The organism is Nocardioides sp. S5-5 (genome assembly GCF_054954065.1).
In genome coordinates this window covers 2,736,988-2,759,995 of the sequence record NZ_CP199913.1, presented here as the reverse complement: position 1 = coordinate 2,759,995, position 23,008 = coordinate 2,736,988, and the positions used below count along the sequence as shown (strand labels likewise).

Sequence of the window (23,008 nt, the reverse complement as noted above, 5' to 3'; positions counted from 1 at the left end):
CTCTACAGTGCTCCCGTGACCTCCCCGGACGAGCCGGTCGCCCCGGACGCGGCGCGCGTGTGGCACCCCGGCCGGCCGGTTCCGGTCGGCGCGCTGCTGGGCCAGCAGCGCCGCGGCCGGGGCGACCCCACCCATCGCCTGGCGTGTGCCGGCCGGCACTGGCGCGCCTCCCGCACGCCGGACGGCGTGGCCACCCTCGCCGTCACCGAGCCGGACCCCGAGGGCACGGTGACCGCGCAGGCCTGGGGGCCCGGCGCCGACTGGGCGCTCGCCCAGCTGCCGGCGCTGCTCGGCGACCTCGACGACTGGACCGGCTTCGAGCCGCGGCACCCGGTCCTGGAGGAGGCCCGCCGCCGGCACCCCCATCTGCGGCTGGGCCGGACCGGTCTGGTCCTGGAGGCGCTGGTGCCGGCGATCATCGAGCAGAAGGTCACCGGCCAGGAGGCCTTCGCCGGCTTCCGCGCTCTCGTACGACGCCACGGCGTCCCCGCGCCCGGCCCCGGTGCCGCGCTCGGGCTGATGGTCCAGCCGGACGCCGCGACCCTGCGGCAGGTCCCGTCGTGGGAGTGGCTGCGGCTCCACGTCGACCCGGCCCGCAGCCGGACCGTGGTGAGCGCCGCCCGGCACGCCGAGGCCTTGGAGCGGGCCGCCGGCCTGCCGGGGGAGGAGGCGGAGCGGCGGCTGCGCGCGCTGCCCGGCGTCGGCGTGTGGACCGCCGCCGAGGTGCGGCAGCGGGCGCTCGGCGACCCGGACGCGGTCTCGTTCGGCGACTACCACGTGGCCAAGGACGTCGGCTGGGCGCTCACGGGCCGGCCGTTCGACGACGCGGAGCTGGCTCGCTGCCTCCGCCCGTGGCAGGGGCAGCGGGGCCGGGTGCCGTTCCTCGTGGCCGCCGCCGGACTGCGCCGGCCACGCCACGGCCCGCGGATGGCGCCACGTGAACACCTCAGGAGCCGTGACCAAATTGCGTGATAACTGTTACATCGAGCAACAGGCAGTCGCGGGGGGCTGTTCGCGACCGGCGAGACAGGCAGGGGTGGTTATGCACGAGAGGCGGTTGCCCGGATGAGCGCCGTGGTCGCCGGAGGACGGTCCGTCCTCGACAACCTGACCGGCCGGTTCAAGGCTGGGGTGATCACCACCGGGGAGCTGGTCAAGCTCGCCGTGGAGTCCATCCAGTGGGGCTTCTCCGACATCGTCGCCCGCAGGTTCTCGTGGTCCGAGTTCCTCCTGCAGTGCTGGTTCATGACCCGGGTCTCGCTGCTCCCGACGATCCTGGTCGCGATCCCGTTCGGCGTGATCACCTCCGTGCAGATCGGCGCGGCGGCCAACCAGATCGGCGCGCAGTCCTTCATCGGCGCGGTCAACGGCATCGGCGTGCTCCGGCAGGGTGCGCCACTCGTGACCTCCCTGATGATCGCCGGCGCGGTCGGCTCCGCGGTGTGCGCCGACCTCGGCGCCCGCACCGTGCGTGAGGAGATCGACGCCCTCAAGGTCATGGGCATCTCGCCGATCCAGCGGCTGGTCGCGCCGCGCATCCTGGCCGCGCTGCTGGTCTCGGTGCTGCTGACCATCATCGTCGCGATGACGGCGATGACGACCGCGTTCGTGATCGTCGTCGGCGGCGGCCAGATCTCCTCGGGCACCTACCTCGACTCGTTCGTCGGCCTCGCCCAACCCGGTGACCTCATCCTCGCCGAGTTCAAGGGCCTGCTCTTCGGGTTCGTCGCGATCATCGTGTGCGCCCACAAGGGTCTGAGCGCCCACGGCGGCCCGAAGGCCGTGGCCGACGCCGTCAACCAGGCCGTCGTGCTCAGCGTGATCATCCTCGCGGTGATCAACGTCGGGCTGACCCAGGCCTACGTGATGCTCTTCCCCGGAGGTGCCTGATGTCCGAGGTCCAGCTCGGCCGCGGCATCGGCGCCCGGCTCTCCGATGCGCTCGTCGGCCTCGCCGACTCGGTGATGAGCACGCTCGCGATGCTCGGGTCCTTCGTGAGCTTCTCCGGCAAGGTCTTCCGCGAGATCCCCGCGACGATCGCCCTCTACCCCAAGGAGGTGCTGCGCCAGATCAAGGACATCGCCTGGGGCAGCGGCGCCCTGCTTGTCGGTGGCGGCACCGTCGGCGTGATGATCCTGCTCTCGGTCGCCGCCGGTACGTCGATCGGCATCGAGGGCTTCAACGGCCTCGAGATCGTCGGCCTGGCGCCACTGACCGGCTTCATCTCCGCGAGCGTCAACACCCGCGAGCTCGCCCCGCTCATCGCGGCCCTGGCGCTCGGCGCCCAGGTCGGCTGCCGGTTCACCGCCCAGATCGGCTCGATGAAGATCCACGAGGAGATCGACGCCCTCGAGGTGATGGCGGTCAGCGCGGTGCGCTACGTCTGCACCACCCGGGTGATCGCCTGCATGGTCGCCATCTTGCCGCTCTACCTGATCGGCCTGATCGGCAGCTACCTCGCCTCCCAGGCCTCGGTCGTGATCTTGTTCGGGCAGTCACCAGGTCAGTACGACCACTACTTCTCGACGTTCATCCAGGGCAGGGACATCGTCTTCTCGATCATCAAGATCCTGATCTTCTCCCTGACGGTGGCACTGATCCACTGCTGGTACGGCATGCGCGTCGGCGGCGGTCCCCAGGCGGTCGGCGAGGCGACCGGCACCGGCATCCGGGCCAGCATCGTCTCGATCGTCCTGCTCGACATGGTCCTCACCCTGGTGTTCTGGGGCGGCGACCCGGGCTTCCGGATCTCCGGGTGAGGTGAGGACATGGCACGTGAGATCTCCCGCAACCAGCTGGCCCGCCGCGGCCTGATCGCGATCGTCGCGCTCGCCGTCATCGGCGCCTTCATCACCCTGCGCAGCAACGGCACGTTCGGCTCCCGGCCGCACGTCAGCGCCGAGGTCGCCAACGCCGGCGGCGCGCTGCGCGCCGGCTCCGACGTCAAGATGAACGGCGTCATCGTCGGCAAGGTCACCCAGATCAGCCGCGCCGCCTCGGGCGGCGTCACCGTCGACATGGAGATGTCGAAGCAGGACCTCGACGTCGTCCCCGGCAACGTCGTGGCGCGGATCCTGCCCGCCACGGTGTTCGGCACGACCTTCGTGGACCTCGTCGTCCACGGTACGCCGGCCGGTGAGCTCAAGGCGGGCGCGAAGGTCTCCGCCGACGGCACCCAGGAGACCCTGGAGCTGCAGCAGGCCCTCGACGACATCGACCGCCTGGTCAAGGCGCTCGGCCCGGCCGAGCTGGCCTCGGCCATCGGCTCGGCGGCGGAGGCGCTCGACGGCCGCGGTGGCCAGATCGGGCAGACCGTGCGCACCCTCAACGCCTACCTCGACCGGATCAACCCGCGGATGCCGCAGGTCCGCGCCGACCTGCAGGCACTGGCCTCCACCGCCCAGCTGGTCAACCAGATCGCGCCCGACCTGCTCGACGCGACCGACGACGTCCTGGTCACGCTGCACACCATCGTCACCCAGGAGGCCGCGATCACCGCCCTGATCAGCGGCGGGACCAACCTGGCGACGACGTCGCGCGCCTTCCTGGACAAGAACGAGAAGAGCCTGGTGGACTTCATCAACGGCTCGGCGGTCCTCCTCGACGCGGTCTACGACAACCGCAGGGCCGGCATCACCGACGCGCTGGCCGTCAACATCCTCCTCGGGACCAACCTGCCCCAGGCGGTCCGCGGCGGCTTCGTGAGGACCGACGGCACGCTGCGCCTCTCGCCGCCGCCGTACTACGGCAGTGGCCAGCGGCCCGTGTACCGCACGGGCAGCACCGACCCCGCGGGCGTCGGGCGGCTCTGGAGGGAGGACCGATGACCGGGCTGCGCTCGATCGCGATCAAGTTCGCCGCGTTCGCGGTGGTCAGCGGGCTGATGCTGCTCCTGCTGGTCAACACCATGCAGAACGGGGTCGCCGGCGGGACCCATGAGTTCAAGGCGGAGTTCGCCGACGTCAGCGGCCTGCGCGTCGGCGACGACGTCAAGGCGGCCGGCGTCCGGGTCGGCCAGGTCAAGGACATCAAGGCCACCACCGACGGTGCCGAGATCAAGGTCGAGCTGGTCAAGGACCAGCCGCTGCTCGACACCACCAAGCTGGTCATGCGCTACCAGAACCTCCTCGGCCAGCGCTACATCTCCCTGGTCCAGGGCGCGCAGCGCGGTGCCGAGCTCGAGGACGGCGCCACGGTGCCGATCGCGCGCACCGACCCCGGCTTCGACCTGACCGGCCTGCTCAACGGCTTCCGGCCGCTGTTCAAGGTGCTCCAGCCCGGTGACGTCAACAAGCTCGCGACCTCACTGGTCAAGGTGCTCCAGGGCGAGGGCGGGACGGTCGAGCAGCTGCTCGCCCAGACCGGCCAGCTCAGCAACTTCCTCGCCGACCGCGACACCGTCATCGGCGAGGTGATGACCAACCTCAAGCCCGTCCTCGACAACATCGCCGGCCGGGGCGACGAGCTCTCCCAGACCGTCGTCGAGCTGCGCAAGCTGATGACCGGGCTGGCCGAGGACCGCAAGTCCATCGGGGCGTCGATCGACGGCGTCAGCCGGCTCGTCGGCGCGACCAGCTCGCTGCTCAAGGAGGTCAAGGTGCCCCTGACGAAGACGACCGACCGCCTGGTCACCGTCGCGGACATGTTCGAGCGGTCCCGATCCAGCCTGGTGGACGCGATCCCCGCGTTCACGACGGTCTTCGAGTCGCTGGGCCGCGCGACGTCGTACGAGAACGCGCTCAACGTCTACGTCTGCTCGCTCTCCGTGGCACTGACGGCGGACAGCACGGGCATCAACCCGGTCGGCAACAACGGCCCGTGGTCGGCGGCGTGCCGATGAAGCCCATGAACGAGCGCAACCCGCTGCGCGTCGGCATCGTGACCCTGGTCGTCATCGCACTGGTGGCCGGGCTGGTCATCTTCCTCAGCGTCAGCACCTTCGGCACGACGAAGTACACCGCGCTGCTCGAGCACACCGCCGGCCTCCGCAAGGGCGAGGACGTCCAGGTCCACGGCGTCATCTCCGGCAAGGTCACGGGCATCGAGATCCAGGACGACCACGTCCGGGTGACCTTCGCCCTCGACTCCGACATCGGGCTGGGCGATCGGTCCACCGCGACCGTCAAGGTGGCGACGCTGCTCGGCACCCACTACCTCGAGGTCGACCCCAACGGCACCGGCAGCCTGGCGGGCGGCCAGATTCCGCTCGAGCGGACCTCGGTGCCCTACAACCTGCAAGACGTCATCGAGAAGGGCACCGACGCTCTCGACGAGCTCGACCCCGAGCTCCTCGCCAAGGCGCTGACCGCGATGGCCGGCACCCTGGGCGCGAGCCAGGACGAGATCGGGCCGGCGCTCGAGGGTGTCGCCCGTCTCTCCGAGGTCGTCTCGAAGCGCTCCGACCAGGTCGGCGACCTGCTCGCGTCGACCCGCAAGGTCACCGACCAGCTCTCGGCCAGCAGCCAGGACATCGTCGGGCTGATGAAGCAGACCAACCTGGTCGTCGGCGAGATCACCGCGCGGCGTCAGGCGATCCACCGGCTGCTCGTGGAGACCACCGACCTGTCGAAGGCGCTCACCGCGATCGTCAAGTCGACCAACGGCAAGCTGGAGCCGGCGCTCAAGGACGTCAAGGCGGTCCTCGACACGCTCAACAGCCAGGACAAGCAGCTGACCAGCCTCCTCGAGAACATGGCACCCGCCATCCGGTACGTCGCCAACGCGACCGGCAGCGGCCCCTACCTCCCGCTCTACGTCAAGCCGCCGGCCATCCCCGCCGACGACACCACCTGCAAGCTGGAAGGGACGTGCCAGCGATGACCGGAGCACCAGGCCGTGTCCTGCGCGCCGCCGCGGCCGCGTTCGCCGCCCTCGCCGTGCTGCTCGCCACCGGGTGCGGCGTCGTCGGCGGCTCGGACAAGATCACCGTCAAGGCGTACTTCGCCGACTCCGCGGGCCTGTTCGTCGGCAACGACGTCGGCGTCCTGGGCGTCACGGTCGGCTCGGTCACCTCGATCGAGCCCGACGGCGACAAGGTGCTCGTGACCATGGAGGTCGACGCCGACCAGCCGGTGCCGGCCGACGCCGGCGCCGTCGTGGTGGCGCGCTCGGTCGCCACCGACCGCTACGTCGAGCTCACGCCCGTGTTCCACAAGGGAGACCAGAGGCTCGTCGACAATGCGACGATCGCGCTCGACAAGACCCAGACCCCGGTCGACTTCGACCAGGTGCTGGAGTCCCTCAACGACTTCGCGACCGGCATCGGCGGCAACGCCGAGACGACCAAGGCGGTGCAACGGTTCATCGACGCCGGCACCCAGGCCCTGCAGGGCCGGGGCCCGCTGCTGAACCAGACGATCCACTCCCTCGCCAACGGCGTCGACGGCATCGCCGCCCACCGCGAGGACATCGCCGCGACCTTGAGGTCGCTCGACGTCCTGCTCACGACGATCGCCGGCAACGAGGACACCGCGCGCACCTTCGTCCAGCAGGTCTCGCAGGCCTCCCAGCTGCTCGCCGACGAGCGGGGCAACTTCCAGCAGGCGCTGCGCTCGCTCGACGAGGCGGTGACCACGGTCGCGAGGTTCGCCGTCGACAACCGCCAGTCCATCGTGGACAGCCTGGACGGCTCGACCAAGCTGATGAAGACCCTGCTGACCAAGCAGGACCAGCTCGCCGAGATCCTGCGCGTGATGCCGCTGGCGCTGCAGAACCTGCAGCTGATCCAGGGCGACCGGCTCCCGGTCCGGATCGACCCGCTGATCCTCGACCCGCTGGGTGGGCTCCTGCAGCAGCTGTGCAAGGGCCTGCTCGGCCCGCTGTGCAACTTCGTCAACGGCACGCAGCCGGGATCGTGAGGGGAGCGATGACGGCGATGAGGCTGACGGCGAGGACGGTCCGGACCACGGCGGCGCGGACCGCCCTGGTCGTGCTGGTGGCGCTGGTGCTCGGCACCCTGTCCGCGTGCAGCACGACCATGCGCGACCTGCCGATCCCCGGGACGGGCGTCTCCGGCGACACGATCGAGATCAAGGCCCAGTTCGACGACGCGCTCAACCTCGCCGTCGGGGCGCCGGTCAAGGTCAACGGCGTCGACATGGGCAAGGTCAAGTCGATCGAGGCCGCCGACTTCACGGCCAACGCGACGCTGACGGTGAAGAAGGACGCCGAGGTCCGCGAGGGCGCCCAGGCCCGGCTGCGCTACACCACGCCGCTCGGCGAGCTCTTCGTCGACGTCACCAACCCGGCGTCGGGAACGGTGCTGGCCGACGAGGCGGTGCTCGCCCGGGAGAGCACCACGACCGCGCCGTCGGTCGAGGACGCGCTGGCCCAGGCCTCGCTGCTGATCAACGGCGGTGGCCTCGACCAGCTCCAGACGGTCACCGAGGAGCTCAACACCGCCCTCAACGGCAACGAGGCCGACTACCGCGCGCTGCTCGACAAGGCCTCGGTGTTCCTCACCCAGGCCAACTCGACGACCCAGGCCATCGACAGCGTGCTCACCTCGATGAACTCGCTGTCGACCACGCTCAACGGACGCAAGAAGACGATCAACCGGGCGCTCAAGGACATCCGTCCGGCGGCCAAGGTGCTGCGCGAGAAGACCCCCGCGTTCACCGAGCTGCTCGCCGAGGTCGAGAAGTTCAGCGGCGCGGCCAACGACACGGTCACCAAGACCCGCCAGCAGCTGCTCACCATGCTCAGCGAGCTCGAGCCGGTGCTGGCCGAGTTCGCGGCCAACAACGGCACCTTCGAGAAGTCGCTGCAGGCCGTGATCAAGGCGGCCGGCTCGGCCGACGCGGTGATCGGCACCGACTACCTCAACATCGCGCTGGAGCTGCACGTCGACAACCTCAACGTCAACGGCCTGCTCACCGGCGCCGTGAGCGGCGTGGTGACCGACCTGCTCGGCCTGATCGGGCTCGACAAGCTGCTGCCGAACCTGCCGCTGCTCGGCGGCAACAAGACCAACGGTGCCAAGGCCGGCGCGAAGAGCGGCGGTACGCCGACGACCGGCGCGACGATCGACGAGACGGGAACCACGACTCCCGACCCGCTCGGACTCAACGGCCTCCTCGGGGCCCTGTTCGGACGGGGGGCCTGAGATGCTGAAGCTCCTGGGCAACAGGCTCTACCTGAGCCTCGCGGGCATCATCGTGGTGCTCATCGTGACGACCGCCTACATCTTCGCGGCCGTTCTCGACCAGCCGCTGACCTCGCGACCGGTCGAGGTCAAGGTGCAGCTCGCGCAGACGGGCGGCCTCTTCGAGGGCTCGGTGGTCACCTACCGCGGGATCAAGGTCGGCAAGGTCCGCTCGATCGTCCCGACGGCGACGGGCGTCGAGGCCACCATCGCGATCACCACGGGCACCGAGATCCCGAAGAACTCGCTGGCCCGGGTGCGCAGCCTCTCACCGGTCGGTGAGCAGTACCTCGACTTCCAGCCCCAGCAGGTCAAGGGCCCGTATCTCGCGTCCGGCGACGTCGTGCCCGCCGAGTCGACCGACCTGCCGAAGAGCCTGAGCTCGACGGTCGTCGCGGTCAACAACGTGCTGCGCCAGATCGACGACAAGAAGCTGCGGATCGTGCTCGGCGAGCTCAGCACCGGCCTCAAGGGCACCGGCGACGACCTCGGCCAGATCCTCGACCAGGGCACCGCCATCCTGCAGACCCTCGACGAGGTGTGGCCCGAGACCGACCGGATCATCGCCAACTCCGGCAGCGTGCTGTCCATCGCGACCGACAACGCCGACTCGCTGCGCCGGCTCGCGACCTCCGCCAAGCAGTTCGCCAGGTTCCTGCGCAACTACGACCCGGAGCTGCGCGACCTGCTCAAGCGCGGGCCGGGGCAGGTCGACGAGCTGCTCAAGCTGGTCAAGGACGCCGACCAGGTGCTGCCCGGGTTCTTGTCGACGGGCGTAAGTTTCACCGACGTGTTCCGTTCCTACGAGCCCCACCTGCGCGCGCTGCTGCAGAACTACTCGCCGGGCCTGCGCTCCCTGCTGTCCAAGGTCCGCGACGGCGAGCTGCGCATCGAGCTGATCCCCGACATGGACCCGCGCTGCGACTACGGCACCACCCGCCTGGACCCGAAGCGGACCGAGCGCCGGGCCCTGCAGAAGGACGGGCGCTGCGCGGCGTCGTTCGCGACGCTGCAGCGCGGTGCGGCCCACGCCCCGGGACCGGTGCGGTGAGCCGGACGAGACGCGCGCCGCTGGCGCTGCTGTGCGCCGCGCTGCTCGCGGTCGGGCTGCTGGCCGGGGGCTGTGGCTCGGGAGGCGACGACAAGGCGCTGAAGGACGCGCTGGCCAAGGTCGACGAGCTCACCGCGCGCGAGGACGCCGAGAGGGCAGCGCTGGACGCGGCCAAGGAGCTGCTGGTCCAGATCACGTCGTACTCCTACAAGGAGGGCGAGCACGACTTCGCCTGGGTCGACAAGATCGCCAACGCCGAGCTCAAGGACAAGCTGGCGCCCAACGTCGGCGACCTGCAGCAGGCGATCGTCGACGGGAAGGTCACCGCCAAGGGGCAGGTCGTCGACGCGGCGGGACGGGTCGTCGACGACACCCAGGTCGAGGTACTGGCCTTCGTCGACCAGGCGATCACCGACGAGGAGAACGCCGACGTCAAGATCGAGGAGCAACGAGTCAGCATGACCATGAAGCTCGTCAAGGGCGCGTGGCTGGTCGACCGGCTCGACCTGCTCAGCGGGACCAACAGCGGCGAGGGCACTCCGTAGCCCCGAACCCCAACCACTAGATTGACCCGCGTGACGAACGACGACGGGGACGCGCTGGCCGGTCTGCGGACCGTGCTGCGGCGGGTCCTGCTGACCCTGGTCGGCGTCCCGTTCGTCGTCGCCATCGCGATGTCGCTCGTCGACTCCTACCGGCGCCGGGGCAAGCGGCCCAAGCCGTTCCCGACCACCGACCCGCGCACGGTCGCGGTCGGTGACGGGGACGTGACGACGTACACCTTCGGCCGGGACCTGTACGACGACATGCTCGCCGCGATCGGGGGTGCCCAGCGCCAGGTCCTGTTCGAGACCTACATCTGGAAGGGCGACGCGACGGGGGAGCGGTTCAAGCATGCGCTGATCGACGCCGCCGAGCGCGGCGTCGACGTCTACTGCATCTACGACGGCTTCGCGAACCTCGTGGTCTCGCCGGCCTTCCAGCGCTTCCCCCCGAGCGTGAAGGTGCTGCGCTACCCGGTCTACACGGCCGGCTGGCGGTTCTTCGACCTGCGGCGCTACGGGCGCGACCACCGCAAGATCCTGGTGGTCGACGACAACGTGGGCTTCGTGGGCGGCTACAACATCGGCTCGGCCTACGAGTCGGAGTGGCGCGACACCCACGTGCGGATCACCGGCCCGGCGGTGTGGGACCTCAAGCGGGCGTTCGCCGACTTCTGGAACCTCAACCGGCGTCGCCGGCTGCGCTCCTCGGAGCGGCCGCTGCTGCTCGAGACCGCCTCGACGTGGGAGCCGCGGGTGCGGGTGCAGCGCAACGTGCCGCGACTGTGGATGTTCCCGATCCGGGCGATGTACATCGAGGCGATCAACCGGGCCAGCCGCAACGTGTGGATGACCCAGGCCTACTTCCTGCCCGACGAGGACTTCATCGACGCGGTCAAGGCGGCCGCCCGGCGGGGGGTCGACGTCCGGCTGCTGCTGCCGCTCAAGTCCAACCACATCGTGGCCGACTGGATCTCCCGCGGCCACTTCACCCAGCTGCTCGACGCGGGCGTGCGGATCCTGCGCTACCGCGACGCGATGGTGCATGCCAAGACGGCCACCGTCGACGGCACCTGGGCGACCGTCGGCACGGCCAACATCGACCGGCTCAGTCTGACGGGCAACTTCGAGATCAACGTCGAGATCATCGACGAGGCCTTCGCCCGCGAGCTCGAGGCGATCTTCGAGGTCGACCAGTCGAACTGCCTGGAGCTGACCAGTGGCGAGTGGGAGGCCCGCGACGTGCATCGCAAGTTCACCGAGGCGGTGCTGGCCCCGCTGCGCCCGCTGCTGTAGCTGGCCGCCCTCGCTGCACTCGACGACATTCAGGCGAATGACGCTCGCCGCGCACGACGGTCAGCTGAGCTTGGTCGCGCGCGCCGCGTTGCCTGGACGAAGCGGAGCGAGCGCCAGCGAGCGCAGCGGAGGAAGGCAACGCGTCAAAGCGCGCGCGACATGCGAGCGCAGCGAGCCAATTGCATTGACGAACACTGGTGTTCGTGAAAGTCTCCCGGGCATGGCGACCCTGCCCCGCGGCCGGCACGGGCTGAGCCGCGCCGAGGTGGCCGCGGACCAGCGCGCGCGGATGTTCCATGCGCTGGCCGAGGCGATGACCGAGCGCGGATACGTCGCCACCCCGGTCGCCGAGGTGATCAAGCGAGCGGGCGTCTCGCGCGAGACCTTCTACCAGCACTTCGGCTCCAAGCAGGAGTGCTTCCTCGCGGCGTACGACGGGGCGACCGATGCTCTCCGGGCCGGCTTCGCGGCCGGGCTGGCGGCGAGCGGCCCGCCGCTGGAGCGCTTCGCCACGCTGCTCGAGCGCTATCTCGCGGCCCTGGCCGAGGATCCCGGCCGGGCGCGGCTGTTCCTCGTCGAGGTGTACGCCGCCGGTCCCGAGATGATGCGCCGCCGGCTCGAGGTCCAGCAGGAGGCGGCCGTCGCGCTCGCCGAGGTCTTCTCGGCGCGCACCGAGCAGGAGCGGTTCGCCTGCGAGGCCCTGCTCGCCGCGATCGTCCAGCTGGTGACGGCACGGATCACCCTCGACCAGGTCGACGCACTGGCCGATCTGCATCACCCTCTCGTCGCCCTCGCGGCGACGCTGTTCCCGACCTGAGGAGAAGTCCATGTGGTTCCGTGCTCCCGTCCGCGACCTGGCCGGCAAGCAGGTCCTGGTCACCGGCGCCGCCAGCGGCATCGGCCGGGCCGTGGCCGAGCAGGCCGCCGACCGCGGCGCCGTGCTGCACCTCACCGACGTCCAGCCCGAGCGGCTGGCCGAGGTCGCCGACGCGATCCGGGCGCGCGGCGCCCGGGTCGGCACGGCCGAGGTGGCCGACGTCTCCGAGCACGAGCAGGTACGCCGGCTCGCGGCGTCGATCACCGAGCGGGCCGGTGCGATGGACGTGGTGCTCAACGTCGCCGGCATCGCGATCTGGGGCACCGTGCGCAGCCTGGAGCCCGAGCACTGGCAGCGCCTGGTCGACGTCAACCTGATGGGTCCGATCCACGTGATCGAGGAGTTCGTGCCGCCCATGATCGACGCCGGCCGCGGTGGCCAGCTGGTCAACGTCTCCTCGGCCGCGGGCATCATCGCGATGCCGTGGCACGCGGCGTACAGCGCGAGCAAGTTCGGGCTGCGCGGCGTCTCGGAGGTGCTGCGCTACGACCTGCGCAAGCACCGGATCGGCGTCAGCCTGGTCTGCCCCGGCGGCGTGGACACCGGTCTGGTCGAGACCATCAAGATCGCGGGCATCGACCAGCAGAGCAGGGCGTTCGTCCGGGCCCGGCGGCACTTCCAGAAGCGCGCGGTCTCGCCCGACCAGGCCGCCGCCGCGATCTGGCGGGGCGCGCTGCGCAACCGGTACTGGGTCTACACCTCGGCCGACATCCGGCTGGCGCACCGGCTGCAGCGCTGGTTCCCGCCCGGCTACGCCCTCGCGATGCGGGTCTTCAACTACGGCGCCAACCGGGTGCTGCCTGCCGTCGAGCAGGCCCGGCGGGCCGCATGAGCCAGCCGCGGATCACTCCCGGGGGCTGGCGCGAGGTCGGCCCGCTCGTGGCGGCCTTCGCCCGGGTAGCGGGCCGGGTGCAGGGCACCGAGCCACCCGCGGTCTTCCTCACTCTCGGCCGCCACCGGCGGCTGTTTTGGGGCTGGCTGCACTTCGCGGGCCGGCTGATGCCCGGCGGCCGGCTCTCGCGGCGGGAGTCCGAGCTGGTCATCGTGCGGGTCGCGGCGCGCCGCGGGTCGGCGTACGAGCTCGTGCAGCACCGCCGCCTGGCGCGCCGGGCCGGGCTTTGTGGTGACGAGATCGCGGCGATCGAGTCCTTCGGGGAGCGCCCGGGGCTCAGCGAGCGCGAGCGGCTGCTGCTGCGCGCCACCGACGAGCTGCTGGCCACCGACGACCTCGGCGACGCGCTGTGGGCCGCGCTCGAGCAGCACTTCGACGACCGCGAGCGGATCGAGATCCTGATGCTGGTCGGGCACTACGCGATGCTCGCCACCGCGCTGCACGCGCTCCGGGTCCGGCCCGACCGGGCGACCCGGGGCCGGGACGCTGCTCTCGACTGATCCCTCGTTGCACTGGATTCCACCGTCGAGCGGCCGACCCGAGCAGTGCGTCCTCGGGCCGACGTGGCCGCCGCTGTGCGCGGCGGTCCGAGCACGGAGTCCAGGAGGGACATTCATGAGCACCGTACGACGGCTGATCGTGAGCACGGGCGTGGTCGCCCTGCTCGGCGGCCTGCTCGGCTGCTGACCGGCGTCCGTGCGGCGGTGGGCCGGCTCGCGTACCTCGGGGCGGGCCCACCGGCCGAACCACCGGCCGAGCCGATGTCGGCGCTGCCTCGTACGCTGGCAACATGCGTCCGGTCACCGATCTCGAGCGTCGCGTCGCGCCCTTCCACGTCCAGTCCGACTACTCGCCCTCGGGTGACCAGCCGGCGGCGATCGCGGAGATCACCAAGCGCCTCAACGCCGGCGTCGACGACGTCGTGCTGCTGGGTGCGACCGGAACCGGAAAGACCGCGACGGTGGCCTGGGTGGCCGAGCAGGTGCAGCGGCCGCTGCTGGTGCTGCAGCCCAACAAGACGCTCGCCGCGCAGTTCGCCAACGAGCTGCGCCAGCTGTTCCCCGACAACGCGGTCGAGTACTTCGTCTCCTACTACGACTACTACCAGCCCGAGGCCTACGTCCCCCAGACCGACACCTACATCGAGAAGGACTCCTCGATCAACGAGGAGGTCGAGCGGCTGCGGCACTCGGCGACCAACAGCCTGCTGACCCGCCGCGACGTGATCGTGGTGTCGACCGTGTCGTGCATCTACGGCCTCGGCACCCCGCAGGAGTACGTCGACCGCATGGTCCGGCTGCGCGTCGGCGAGGAGCACGACCGCGACTCGGTGCTGCGCCGGCTGGTCGAGATCCAGTACACCCGCAACGACCTGGCGTTCACCCGCGGCACCTTCCGGGTCCGCGGCGACACCCTCGAGATCTTCCCGGTCTACGAGGAGCTGGCCGTGCGGATCGAGTTCTTCGGCGACGAGATCGAGCGGCTGATGACGCTGCACCCGGTCACCGGCGAGGTGCTCACCGAGGACCAGGAGCTCTACGTCTTCCCCGCGAGCCACTACATCGCCGGCCCGGAGCGGATGGAGCGGGCGATCAACGGGATCGAGGCCGAGCTCGGCGAGCAGCTGACCACCTTCGAGCGGCAGGGCAAGATGCTCGAGGCGCAGCGGCTGCGGATGCGCACGACCTACGACATCGAGATGATGCGCCAGGTCGGCTCCTGCTCGGGCATCGAGAACTACTCGATGCACATGGACGGCCGTGAGCGCGGGAGCGCGCCCAACACGCTGCTCGACTACTTCCCCGAGGACTTCGTGCTCGTGGTCGACGAGTCCCACGTCGCCGTCCCGCAGATCGGCGGCATGTACGAGGGCGACATGTCCCGCAAGCGCAACCTGGTCGAGCACGGCTTCCGGCTGCCCAGCGCGATGGACAACCGGCCGCTGCGCTGGGAGGAGTTCCTCGAGCGGATCGGGCAGACGATCTACCTGTCGGCGACGCCGGGCGACTACGAGCTCGACAAGGTGCAGGGCGACGTCGTCGAGCAGATCATCCGCCCCACCGGCCTGGTCGACCCCGAGGTCGTGGTCAAGCCGACGAAGGGCCAGATCGACGACCTGATCCACGAGATCCGGCTGCGCGCCGAGAAGCAGGAGCGGGTCCTGGTCACCACGCTGACCAAGAAGATGTCCGAGGACCTCACCGACTACCTCCTCGACGCCGGCATCCGCACCCGCTACCTGCACTCCGAGGTCGACACCCTCAAGCGGATCGAGCTGCTGCGCGACCTGCGTCTCGGCACCTACGACGTCCTGGTCGGCATCAACCTGCTCCGCGAGGGACTCGACCTGCCCGAGGTGTCCCTGGTCTCGATCCTCGATGCCGACAAGGAGGGCTTCCTGCGCTCCGACAAGTCGCTCATCCAGACCATCGGCCGCGCGGCGCGCAACGTCTCCGGCGAGGTCCACATGTACGCCGACCGGATCACCCCGTCCATGGAGTCGGCCATCGACGAGACCAACCGGCGCCGGGCCAAGCAGGTCGCCTACAACGAGGCCCACGGCATCGACCCCCAGCCGCTGCGCAAGAAGATCGCCGACATCACCGAGATGCTCGCGCGCGAGGACGAGACCACCCAGGAGCTGCTGCAGACCTGGGCCGACGTCGGCCAGAAGGGCCGCGCCGGGGGAGTGAAGCCGAAGAAGTCGCCCACCCCCCAGCTGCGCAGCACCGACATCGGTGGGCACGCCGCCGAGCTGGCCGGGCTGCCGAGCTCCGACCTCGCCCAGCTGATCCAGGACCTCACCGACCAGATGAAGGCGGCGGCGGCGGAGCTGCAGTTCGAGCTGGCCGCGCGGCTGCGTGACGAGATCGGGGAGCTCAAGAAGGAGCTGCGGCAGATGATGGAGGCGACCAAGTGAGGAAGGAGCGCCGGCGAGCAGGTAGTGAGCGGGCGCACGTGCTCGTCGAGGCCGTCCGTGCCGGCGGGCGCCGGTAGCCTGGCGGAGTGAGCGCTGCGCCTGGGACTGCCCCGGGTCGCCGCTACGTCGTCTGGATCGTCGGCCTCCTCGTCTACGCCCTGGCGGTCTTCCACCGCAGCAGCCTCGCCGTCGCCGGCCTCGCCGCGACCGAGCGCTTCGACATCTCGGCCAGCCAGCTGGCGTCGTTCACGGTGCTGCAGCTGCTGGTCTACGCCTCGATGCAGATCCCGGTCGGCCTGCTGGTCGACCGCTACGGCTCGCGGACCGTGCTCACCGCCGCGGTCGTCGTGGTCAGCGCCGGTCAGACGGCCTTCGCCTTCGCCGACAGCTATGCGCTGGCGCTGGGCGCCCGGGTCCTGGTCGGAGCGGGGGACGCGATGACCTTCATCTGCGTGCTGCGGCTGGTGACCTCCTGGTTCCCGCGCGGGCAGGTTCCGTTGATCAGCCAGCTGACCGGCAACCTCGGTCAGCTCGGCGCGCTCGCGGCGGCCGCGCCGATGACCTGGGCGCTCGGCCATGTCGGCTGGCCCCGGGCCTACCTCGGCGGCGCGCTCGCGGGTCTCGTCGTGCTCGTCCTGCTGCGGGTGCTGCTCCACGGCACGCCCACCCAGCCGCACCTGCGCGGCGTGCCGATGACGGCGCGGGCGCTGGCCGGCAGCCTGGCCGCCTCGTGGGCGCAGCCCGGGACCCGGCTGGGTCTGTGGGTCCACTTCTCGACGCCGTTCAGCACGACCCTGATGGCCCTGCTGTGGGGCTTCCCGTTCCTGGTGACGGCCGAGCACGTCTCCGCGGGCACGGCGAGCGCGCTGCTCTCCCTGCTCGTCGCGACCTCGGTGGGCTACGGCCCGCTGTTCGGCTGGCTGGTCGGGCGGCACCCGTGGCACCGTTCGACGACCGCGCTGATGATCATGGGCGCGCTCGCGACGGTGTGGGGGCTGGTGCTGCTGTGGCCGGGCGACGCCCCGCTGCCGCTGTTGGTGCTGCTCATCGTCGTGGTGGGCGCGGGCGGGCCGGGCTCGATGATCGGCTTCGACGTCGCCCGCACCAGCAACCCCGACCACCGCACGGCGAGTGCCAGCGGGATCATCAACGTGGGCGGCTTCACCTCGGGGCTGTTGGCGGTGCTGGCGGTCGGCGCGGTGCTGGACGTGCTGACGCCGGGATCGCAGCCCGCCACGCCGGAGGCGTTCCGGTGGGCGATGGCGACCCAGTACGTCCTGTGGGCCCTCGGCCTGGTCCAGGTCGTGCGCTATCGGCGCCGGGTGCGCGCGCTGACCACCCGCGAGCAGGTCGCCGGGGGCTCCTCGATGGTCGGGGACCTGCTCAGCGGCGGCGAGCGCTGAGGCCGACCAGGCGTGCCACGACGAGCGCGACGTAGAAGACGCCGGCGACCTGCTCGACCATCACGAACGAGCGCGCCTGGTTCACGACGGGGTACACGTCGGACAGCCCGACGCTGGTGAGCGTCGTGAAGGAGAGGAAGAGCAGCTCGAACCAGCTCAGGGGCGAGCTGCCGTCGGGGCTGTTGAAGCCCACGAACGAGCCGGGCCACAGCACCTGGGCGGCGGCGTACAGGTAGGCGAAGGCCCAGGCCACGACGGTGAACGCGGCGCCGGTCGCGAAGATCTCGTCCACGGTGACCCGGTCGTCATGGAACAGGTAGCGGATCATCGCGTACGACACGAACAGGTAGAAGGGCACGTGGAAGGCCGCGGAGGCCAGCACGATGCCGTCGGCGTGCGGCCGGACCGCCTCGAGCACCGCCAGGAGCACCGCCGGGGCACCGAGGAGCAGACCGACCCAGGTCAGCGTCGGAGTCCGGCGCACCGCCCACACGGCGCTGAGCACGACCACCATCTGGAACACCCCGACCACGGCACGACCGGTCGCCGAGCCGGAGAGCGCGGGGTAGGCGAGAACGACGACCAGCTGGGCGGCCAGGAGGACGGCGGAGGGGTGGCGACCGACGACCTCCAGTGGATGGAACGACCGGGGCGCGGGGCTGTGCACCCTGCCGATCCTAGGCAGCGTCTCCCCGGGGAGCCCCGGAAGCCTCACGCGTGACTCAGGCCACAGTGCGGGCGTTGAGCCGGTGGAGGAGCGAAAAGCGACCGGGGCGGCCATGTCACCTTGGTCACAACGAGAACGTGTTCTAATATCGCCGAGTCCCTGGAGCGGGGCCGGTGGGAACATCGTGGGGGAGAGGAGTCGGGGCGTGGCCTTCAATGCCATGGCGGTCGTGCGTGGCCCCGGCGAGATCGCGCTGATGGTCGTCGAGGTGACCAAGCGGATCCTCACCCGGCCCTTCCAGTTCCGCGAGTTCCTCGAGCAGGCCTGGTTCGTCACCAGCGTGACGCTGATGCCGACGATCATGGTCTCGATCCCGTTCGGCGCGGTCATCTCCCTCCAGGTCGGCAACCTGACCGGTCAGCTCGGTGCCCAGTCCTTCGCGGGCGCGACCGCCGTGCTCGCCACCGTGCGCGAGGCGGCGCCGATGGCGGCGGCGATGATCATCGCCGGCGCGGCCGGATCGGCGATCTGCTCGGACCTCGGCGCGCGCAAGATCCGCGAGGAGATCGACGCCATGGAGGTCCTCGGCATCGACCCGCTCGAGCGCCTGGTCGCGCCCCGCGTGGTCGCGACCATGTTCGTGGCGTTCATGATCAACGGCATCGTCATCGGCACCGGCATCGGCGGCGGCTACTTCTTCACCGTGATCGTCCAGGGCGGCTCCGCGGGCGCGTTCTTGTCGTCGTTCACCGCCCTCGCGTCGCTGCCGGACCTCTACATCGCGATGATCAAGGCCATCATCTTCGGCTGGCTGGCCGCGATCATCGGTGCCTACAAGGGCCTCAACGCGGGCGGCGGGCCGAGCGGCGTCGGCCGGGCGGTCAACGAGTCGGTGATCATCGCCTTCATGGCGCTGTTCTTCCTCAACGCCGTGATCACCGCGATCTACTTCCAGGTCGCTCCGCCGGTGGGGCTGTGATGGCTGCTGCCGGAGATCTCGTCACCGACGCCTACAAGAGCGGTCGCTCCACCCTCGAGGGGTACGGCGACCAGCTGCTCTTCTACGTCAAGGCGCTCGCCTGGGTGCCGCGCGCGATCAAGCGCTACCCGCGCGAGATCCTCAACACCCTCGCCGAGGTCGCCTTCGGCGCGGGCGGCCTGAGCCTGATCCTGGGCTCGGTGGGCGTCATCGCGTTCATGGCCTTCTTCGCCGGCACCGAGGTCGGCATCCAGGGCTACGCCTCGCTGAGCCAGATCGGCGTGGCCAAGTTCAGCGCCTTCATCTCCGCCTACTTCAACACCCGGGAGGTCGCGCCGCTGGTGTCCGCGATCGCGCTCGCCGCGACGGTCGGTTGCGGCTACACCGCCCGCCTGGGCGCGATGCGGATCTCGGAGGAGATCGACGCCCTCGAGGTGATGGGCATCCCGTCGCTGCCGTTCCTGGTCACGACCCGGATGGTCGCCGCGTTCATCGCGGTGATCCCGCTCTACATCGTGGCCCTGTGCGCGTCGTACCTCTCGCCGCGGCTGATCGTCACCATGATCTACGGCCAGTCCGGCGGCACCTACGACCACTACTTCCTGCAGTTCCTGCCGCCGATCGACATGATCTGGTCGTTCTTCAAGCTGCTCTTCCTCGCCGTCGCGGTGATCCTCATCCACTGCTACTACGGCTACACCGCCTCGGGCGGGCCGGCCGGTGTCGGCCGCGCCGTCGGCAAGGCGATCCGCACCAGCATCGTGACCATCGTGATGGCCGACTTCTTCCTCACCTTCGCCATCTGGGGCTCGACCACGACCGTCCGGATCACGGGGTGAGCCGCCGATGCTGGTGAACATCCATCACGACAGCGCCAAGGAGCACAACCGGCTCCTGGTGGCCGGTGTCGCCTTCCTGTCGGTCATCGCGCTGCTGATCTGGCTCTCGATCGCGATCTACAACAAGACCTTCGACAGCTCCACGACGATCACGGTCAAGGCCGACCGGGCCGGCCTGCAGCTCGCCAAGTTCGGCGACGTGCGGATCAACGGCGTGCTGGTCGGCCGGGTCGACAAGATCGACCAGGACGGCGAGCAGGCCGAGATCACCCTCGCGCTCGACAAGGACGCGGCCAAGAGGATCCCGGCCAACATCGGCGTGCGGATCCTGCCGACCACGCTGTTCGGACAGAAGTTCGTCGCGCTGGTCCGCCCCGAGGCGGCGAGCGGGACGATCCGCGACGGCGACGTCATCTCCTCGGACCGTGTGGAGACCAATGTCGAGCTGAGCCAGGTGCTCGCCGACCTGTTCCCGCTGCTGCGCGCCGTACGTCCCGCCGATCTCAACGCCACGCTGCACGCCCTCGCCACCGCGCTCGAGGGCCGCGGCGACCAGCTCGGCGCCACCATGGACCAGCTCGGCGACTACATCGGCGCCATCTCCGAGCACCTGCCGACGCTGCGCAAGGACCTGGTCGCCCTGGCCGACGTCGCCGACGCCTACGACGTCGCCGCGCCCGACCTGCTCGACGTGCTCGACAACGTCACGGTCACCAGCAAGACGGTCACCGAGAAGGCCGCCGACCTCGACGTCTTCTTCTCCGACCTCACCGGCCTGTCCGACACCGCGACCAGGTTCCTGGCCGACAACGAGCAGAACCTGATCCGGATGGGCCAGGTCACCGCGCCGCTCGTCGACCTGCTCGCTGAGTACTCCCCGGAGTTCCCCTGCCTGATCCGCGGGGCCGCCAACTACGCGCCGATCCTGTCCAAGACCTTCGAGGGCAACGTGGTCAAGCAGTACATCGAGTTCTTCCAGCCGCAGTTCCGGCCCTACGACGAGCGGGACCTGCCGACGTACGGCGAGGTCGGCCACGGCCCGTGGTGTGTCGGCCTGCCGAACTTCACGGTGCCGGGCAAGAAGTACGCGCTGGACCAGGGCTCCGACATCGACGAGGTGGGCGGCTTCTCGCCGCTGCCGCTGCAGGGCCTGCTCGGCCGGCCCGCCGCCATCGACAGCGGGTACGCCGGCAGCGCGGCCGAGCAGCGCGTGGTCAACGCGATGCTCGCCGGCGAGACCGGCCACGACCCGGCGTCGTACGGCGCCCTCGGCTCGCTGCTCTACGGTCCGGTCGTCCGCGAGGGGAAGGCGGTCGGATGAGGCCCGGGGGCAACCAGCGCAACGCGGCGACCACCGCCGCGGCGATCAAGCTCGGCGTCTTCACGCTGGTGTCGGTGTTCGTGACCGGCCTGCTGGCCGTGATCATGGGCAACGTCGGCTTCGGCGAGCGCCACCAGTACGACGCGATCTTCACCAACGCCACCATGCTGGAGAAGGGCGACGACGTCCGGGTGGCGGGCGTCAACGTCGGCGAGGTGAAGAAGGTCGAGCACTACCAGCGCTCGATGGCCAAGGTGACCTTCAAGGTCGACGCGGGGGTCAGGCTGACGACCGCCTCGCGGGCCACCATCAGGTTCCTCAACCTGGTCGGCGACCGCTACCTGAGTCTCGAGCAGGGCACCGGCGCCGAGGAGGCGACGGCCCTGGCCGACGGCGCCACCATCCCGGTGGGCAACACCGAGCCGGCGCTCGACCTGACCGTGCTCTTCGACGGCTTCAAGCCGCTGTTCGCGGCGCTCACCCCCGACCAGGTCAACGAGCTGAGCATGAACCTGGTCCAGGTGCTCCAGGGCGAGGGCGGCACGGTCAAGAGCCTGCTCGACCACACCGCTTCGCTGACCTCGACGCTCGCTGACCGCGACCAGCTGATCGGCGACGTGATCACCAACCTGTCCCAGACGCTCGAGACGGTCGACGACAGGCACCAGCAGCTGAGCTCGCTGATCGTCGAGCTCAAGGACTGGATGAGCGACCTCGCCGAGGACCGCGACACCATCGGCTCCTCGCTCGACAACATCTCCGAGCTGACCGTGGCCGTGGCCGACCTGCTGCGCCGCGGCCGGCCGCTGGTCAAGGAGGACATCGCCGCGCTGCGCGAGCTGGCCAAGCTGCTCAACAAGAAGGAGAACCGGGACAACCTGGCCAGCCTGCTGGACCGGATGCCCGAGACGATGACCGACCAGACCCGCACCGGCACCTACGGCTCCTGGTACCAGTACTACGTCTGCGGCGTCTCCGCGCGGATCGTGCTCCCGATCATCAAGGACCTGCCGATCCTCAGGGAGATCCAGGACTACCTGACCACGTTCTCCTTCAAGTCCAAGGCGCCGAGGTGTCAGGACCGATGAACAAGCACCAGCGCGCCCGCGACGCCCGCGTCCTGCGCCTCGGCGTGATCACCCTGGTGATCATGGCCGTGGTCTCCGCCGCGACCTTCAACCTCGGCAGGTTCCCGGGCTTCCGCGGCACCACCTACTACGCCGAGTTCAGCGACGCCAGCGGCATCCACAAGGGCAACATCGTGCAGGTCGGCGGAATCCGGGCCGGCCGGGTCGCCGCGGTCACCCTCGACGGGGACCGGGTCAAGGTGAGGTTCGAGATCGACGGCGACGTCGAGTTCGGCAAGGACAGCAGCGCCTCGATCGAGGTGCTCAACCTGCTCGGCGAGAAGTTCCTCGACCTCCAGCCCGGGGGCAAGGGCCAGCTCGCCGAGGGTGGCACCATCCCGGTCGAGCGCACCCAGGCCGCCTACGACATCGTCGGGGTGTTCGGCGACCTCACCACCACGACCGAGGAGATCGACACCCAGCAGCTCGCGCGGGCGCTGGACACCGTGGCCGACACCCTCGACGAGTCGGCGCCCGAGATCCAGGCGTCCTTCGACGGCATCTCCCGGCTCTCGCGGAGCATCGCCTCGCGCGACGCGGAGATCAAGACCCTCCTCGACAGCTCCAAGGAGGTCACCAAGGTCCTCGCCGACCGCAGCGACGACATCGTCGAGCTGATGAAGAACAGCGACCTGGTGTTCCAGGAGCTGACCAAGCGCAAGGACGCGGTGCATGCGCTGCTCGTCAACGCCCGCACCCTCGCCAAGGAGCTGCGCGGCGTGGTCAAGGACAACGAGTTGCAGATCGGTCCCGCGCTGCAGGAGGTCGACGGTCTGGTGTCCTTCCTCGTCTCCAAGAAGGACAAGCTGAAGGCGACGCTCAACGCCCTCGGTCCCTACGTGTCCATCCTCAGCAACATCATCGGGACCGGGCCGTGGTTCGACGCGTACGCCGCGAACGTGCTGGCCCTGCCCACCGGTGAGTTCGTCCCCGGGTTCGACGGGTGATCGC

Annotated in this window: 22 protein-coding genes; 21 read left to right on the top strand and 1 reads right to left on the bottom strand. The window is 70.1% G+C overall.

Annotation, left to right across the window (positions count from 1 at the left end; genetic code table 11):
• The first annotated feature begins 15 nt into the window (after positions 1 to 15).
• The 16 genes from ACUP6Y_RS13090 to ACUP6Y_RS13015 all read left to right on the top strand — a co-directional run bounded on the left by ACUP6Y_RS13090 (position 16) and on the right by ACUP6Y_RS13015 (position 17,124).
• Positions 16 to 972 carry a DNA-3-methyladenine glycosylase family protein gene (locus tag ACUP6Y_RS13090; RefSeq protein WP_462551154.1) on the top strand — a complete coding sequence of 319 codons (957 nt, stop codon included), beginning with the start codon at positions 16 to 18 and terminating at the stop codon, positions 970 to 972.
• A gap of 93 nt (positions 973 to 1,065) precedes the next feature.
• On the top strand, positions 1,066 to 1,890 hold the full coding sequence (locus tag ACUP6Y_RS13085) for an MlaE family ABC transporter permease (protein ID WP_462551153.1): 825 nt from the start codon (positions 1,066 to 1,068) through the stop codon (positions 1,888 to 1,890).
• On the top strand, positions 1,890 to 2,759 hold the full coding sequence (locus ACUP6Y_RS13080; RefSeq protein ID WP_462551152.1) for an MlaE family ABC transporter permease: 870 nt from the start codon (positions 1,890 to 1,892) through the stop codon (positions 2,757 to 2,759). Before ACUP6Y_RS13085 ends, ACUP6Y_RS13080 begins: the two co-directional genes overlap by 1 nt.
• Before the next feature lie 9 nt (positions 2,760 to 2,768).
• Complete coding sequence (locus ACUP6Y_RS13075) at positions 2,769 to 3,827, top strand: MCE family protein (RefSeq protein ID WP_462551151.1); 1,059 nt, start codon at positions 2,769 to 2,771, stop codon at positions 3,825 to 3,827.
• A complete protein-coding gene (locus ACUP6Y_RS13070; RefSeq protein WP_462551150.1) occupies positions 3,824 to 4,840 on the top strand; it encodes an MCE family protein in 1,017 nt (338 codons plus the stop codon). The genes ACUP6Y_RS13075 and ACUP6Y_RS13070 overlap by 4 nt, the downstream gene beginning before the upstream one ends.
• 5 nt (positions 4,841 to 4,845) lie before the next feature.
• A complete protein-coding gene (locus tag ACUP6Y_RS13065; protein ID WP_462551149.1) occupies positions 4,846 to 5,820 on the top strand; it encodes an MCE family protein in 975 nt (324 codons plus the stop codon).
• The gene (locus ACUP6Y_RS13060; protein ID WP_462551148.1) at positions 5,817 to 6,857 is read left to right on the top strand and encodes an MCE family protein; all 1,041 of its coding nucleotides are present in this window, start codon (positions 5,817 to 5,819) and stop codon (positions 6,855 to 6,857) included. Before ACUP6Y_RS13065 ends, ACUP6Y_RS13060 begins: the two co-directional genes overlap by 4 nt.
• A gap of 8 nt (positions 6,858 to 6,865) precedes the next feature.
• A complete protein-coding gene (locus ACUP6Y_RS13055) occupies positions 6,866 to 8,104 on the top strand; it encodes an MCE family protein (protein WP_462551147.1) in 1,239 nt (412 codons plus the stop codon).
• Position 8,105: 1 nt separating this feature from the next.
• Positions 8,106 to 9,194 carry an MCE family protein gene (locus ACUP6Y_RS13050; RefSeq protein ID WP_462551146.1) on the top strand — a complete coding sequence of 363 codons (1,089 nt, stop codon included), beginning with the start codon at positions 8,106 to 8,108 and terminating at the stop codon, positions 9,192 to 9,194.
• Entirely contained in the window at positions 9,191 to 9,739 is a 549-nt protein-coding gene (locus ACUP6Y_RS13045) for a hypothetical protein (RefSeq protein WP_462551145.1), read from the top strand. Before ACUP6Y_RS13050 ends, ACUP6Y_RS13045 begins: the two co-directional genes overlap by 4 nt.
• A 30-nt stretch (positions 9,740 to 9,769) precedes the next feature.
• Positions 9,770 to 11,032 (top strand): phospholipase D-like domain-containing protein, encoded by a 1,263-nt coding sequence (locus tag ACUP6Y_RS13040; RefSeq protein WP_462551144.1) that lies wholly within the window; start codon positions 9,770 to 9,772, stop codon positions 11,030 to 11,032.
• Positions 11,033 to 11,252: 220 nt separating this feature from the next.
• Positions 11,253 to 11,849 carry a TetR/AcrR family transcriptional regulator gene (locus ACUP6Y_RS13035; RefSeq protein WP_462551143.1) on the top strand — a complete coding sequence of 199 codons (597 nt, stop codon included), beginning with the start codon at positions 11,253 to 11,255 and terminating at the stop codon, positions 11,847 to 11,849.
• A gap of 10 nt (positions 11,850 to 11,859) precedes the next feature.
• On the top strand, positions 11,860 to 12,741 hold the full coding sequence (locus ACUP6Y_RS13030; RefSeq protein WP_462551142.1) for an SDR family oxidoreductase: 882 nt from the start codon (positions 11,860 to 11,862) through the stop codon (positions 12,739 to 12,741).
• Positions 12,738 to 13,301: a carboxymuconolactone decarboxylase family protein gene (locus ACUP6Y_RS13025; RefSeq protein WP_462551141.1), complete on the top strand. Its 564-nt coding sequence runs from the start codon at positions 12,738 to 12,740 to the stop codon at positions 13,299 to 13,301. Before ACUP6Y_RS13030 ends, ACUP6Y_RS13025 begins: the two co-directional genes overlap by 4 nt.
• 290 nt (positions 13,302 to 13,591) lie before the next feature.
• The gene (uvrB, locus tag ACUP6Y_RS13020; RefSeq protein WP_462551140.1) at positions 13,592 to 15,721 is read left to right on the top strand and encodes an excinuclease ABC subunit UvrB; all 2,130 of its coding nucleotides are present in this window, start codon (positions 13,592 to 13,594) and stop codon (positions 15,719 to 15,721) included.
• Between the two features lie 86 nt (positions 15,722 to 15,807).
• Entirely contained in the window at positions 15,808 to 17,124 is a 1,317-nt protein-coding gene (locus ACUP6Y_RS13015) for an MFS transporter (protein WP_462551139.1), read from the top strand.
• Here the strand turns inward: ACUP6Y_RS13015 and ACUP6Y_RS13010 are convergent.
• Entirely contained in the window at positions 17,105 to 17,791 is a 687-nt protein-coding gene (locus ACUP6Y_RS13010; RefSeq protein ID WP_462551138.1) for an ion channel, read from the bottom strand. The genes ACUP6Y_RS13015 and ACUP6Y_RS13010 overlap by 20 nt on opposite strands.
• Positions 17,792 to 17,996: 205 nt before the next feature.
• Here ACUP6Y_RS13010 and ACUP6Y_RS13005 point away from each other — a divergent pair, with 205 nt between their 5' ends.
• The 5 genes from ACUP6Y_RS13005 to ACUP6Y_RS12985 are packed head-to-tail and all read left to right on the top strand — an operon-like array spanning position 17,997 to position 23,004.
• Positions 17,997 to 18,770, top strand: coding sequence for an MlaE family ABC transporter permease (locus ACUP6Y_RS13005; RefSeq protein ID WP_462551137.1), 774 nt, complete (start codon positions 17,997 to 17,999; stop codon positions 18,768 to 18,770).
• The gene (locus ACUP6Y_RS13000; RefSeq protein ID WP_462551136.1) at positions 18,770 to 19,609 is read left to right on the top strand and encodes an MlaE family ABC transporter permease; all 840 of its coding nucleotides are present in this window, start codon (positions 18,770 to 18,772) and stop codon (positions 19,607 to 19,609) included. Before ACUP6Y_RS13005 ends, ACUP6Y_RS13000 begins: the two co-directional genes overlap by 1 nt.
• A gap of 7 nt (positions 19,610 to 19,616) precedes the next feature.
• Positions 19,617 to 20,930 carry an MCE family protein gene (locus ACUP6Y_RS12995; RefSeq protein WP_462551135.1) on the top strand — a complete coding sequence of 438 codons (1,314 nt, stop codon included), beginning with the start codon at positions 19,617 to 19,619 and terminating at the stop codon, positions 20,928 to 20,930.
• Complete coding sequence (locus tag ACUP6Y_RS12990; protein ID WP_462551134.1) at positions 20,927 to 22,018, top strand: MCE family protein; 1,092 nt, start codon at positions 20,927 to 20,929, stop codon at positions 22,016 to 22,018. The genes ACUP6Y_RS12995 and ACUP6Y_RS12990 overlap by 4 nt, the downstream gene beginning before the upstream one ends.
• A complete protein-coding gene (locus ACUP6Y_RS12985) occupies positions 22,015 to 23,004 on the top strand; it encodes an MCE family protein (protein ID WP_462551133.1) in 990 nt (329 codons plus the stop codon). The genes ACUP6Y_RS12990 and ACUP6Y_RS12985 overlap by 4 nt, the downstream gene beginning before the upstream one ends.
• Positions 23,005 to 23,008: the final 4 nt, after the last annotated feature.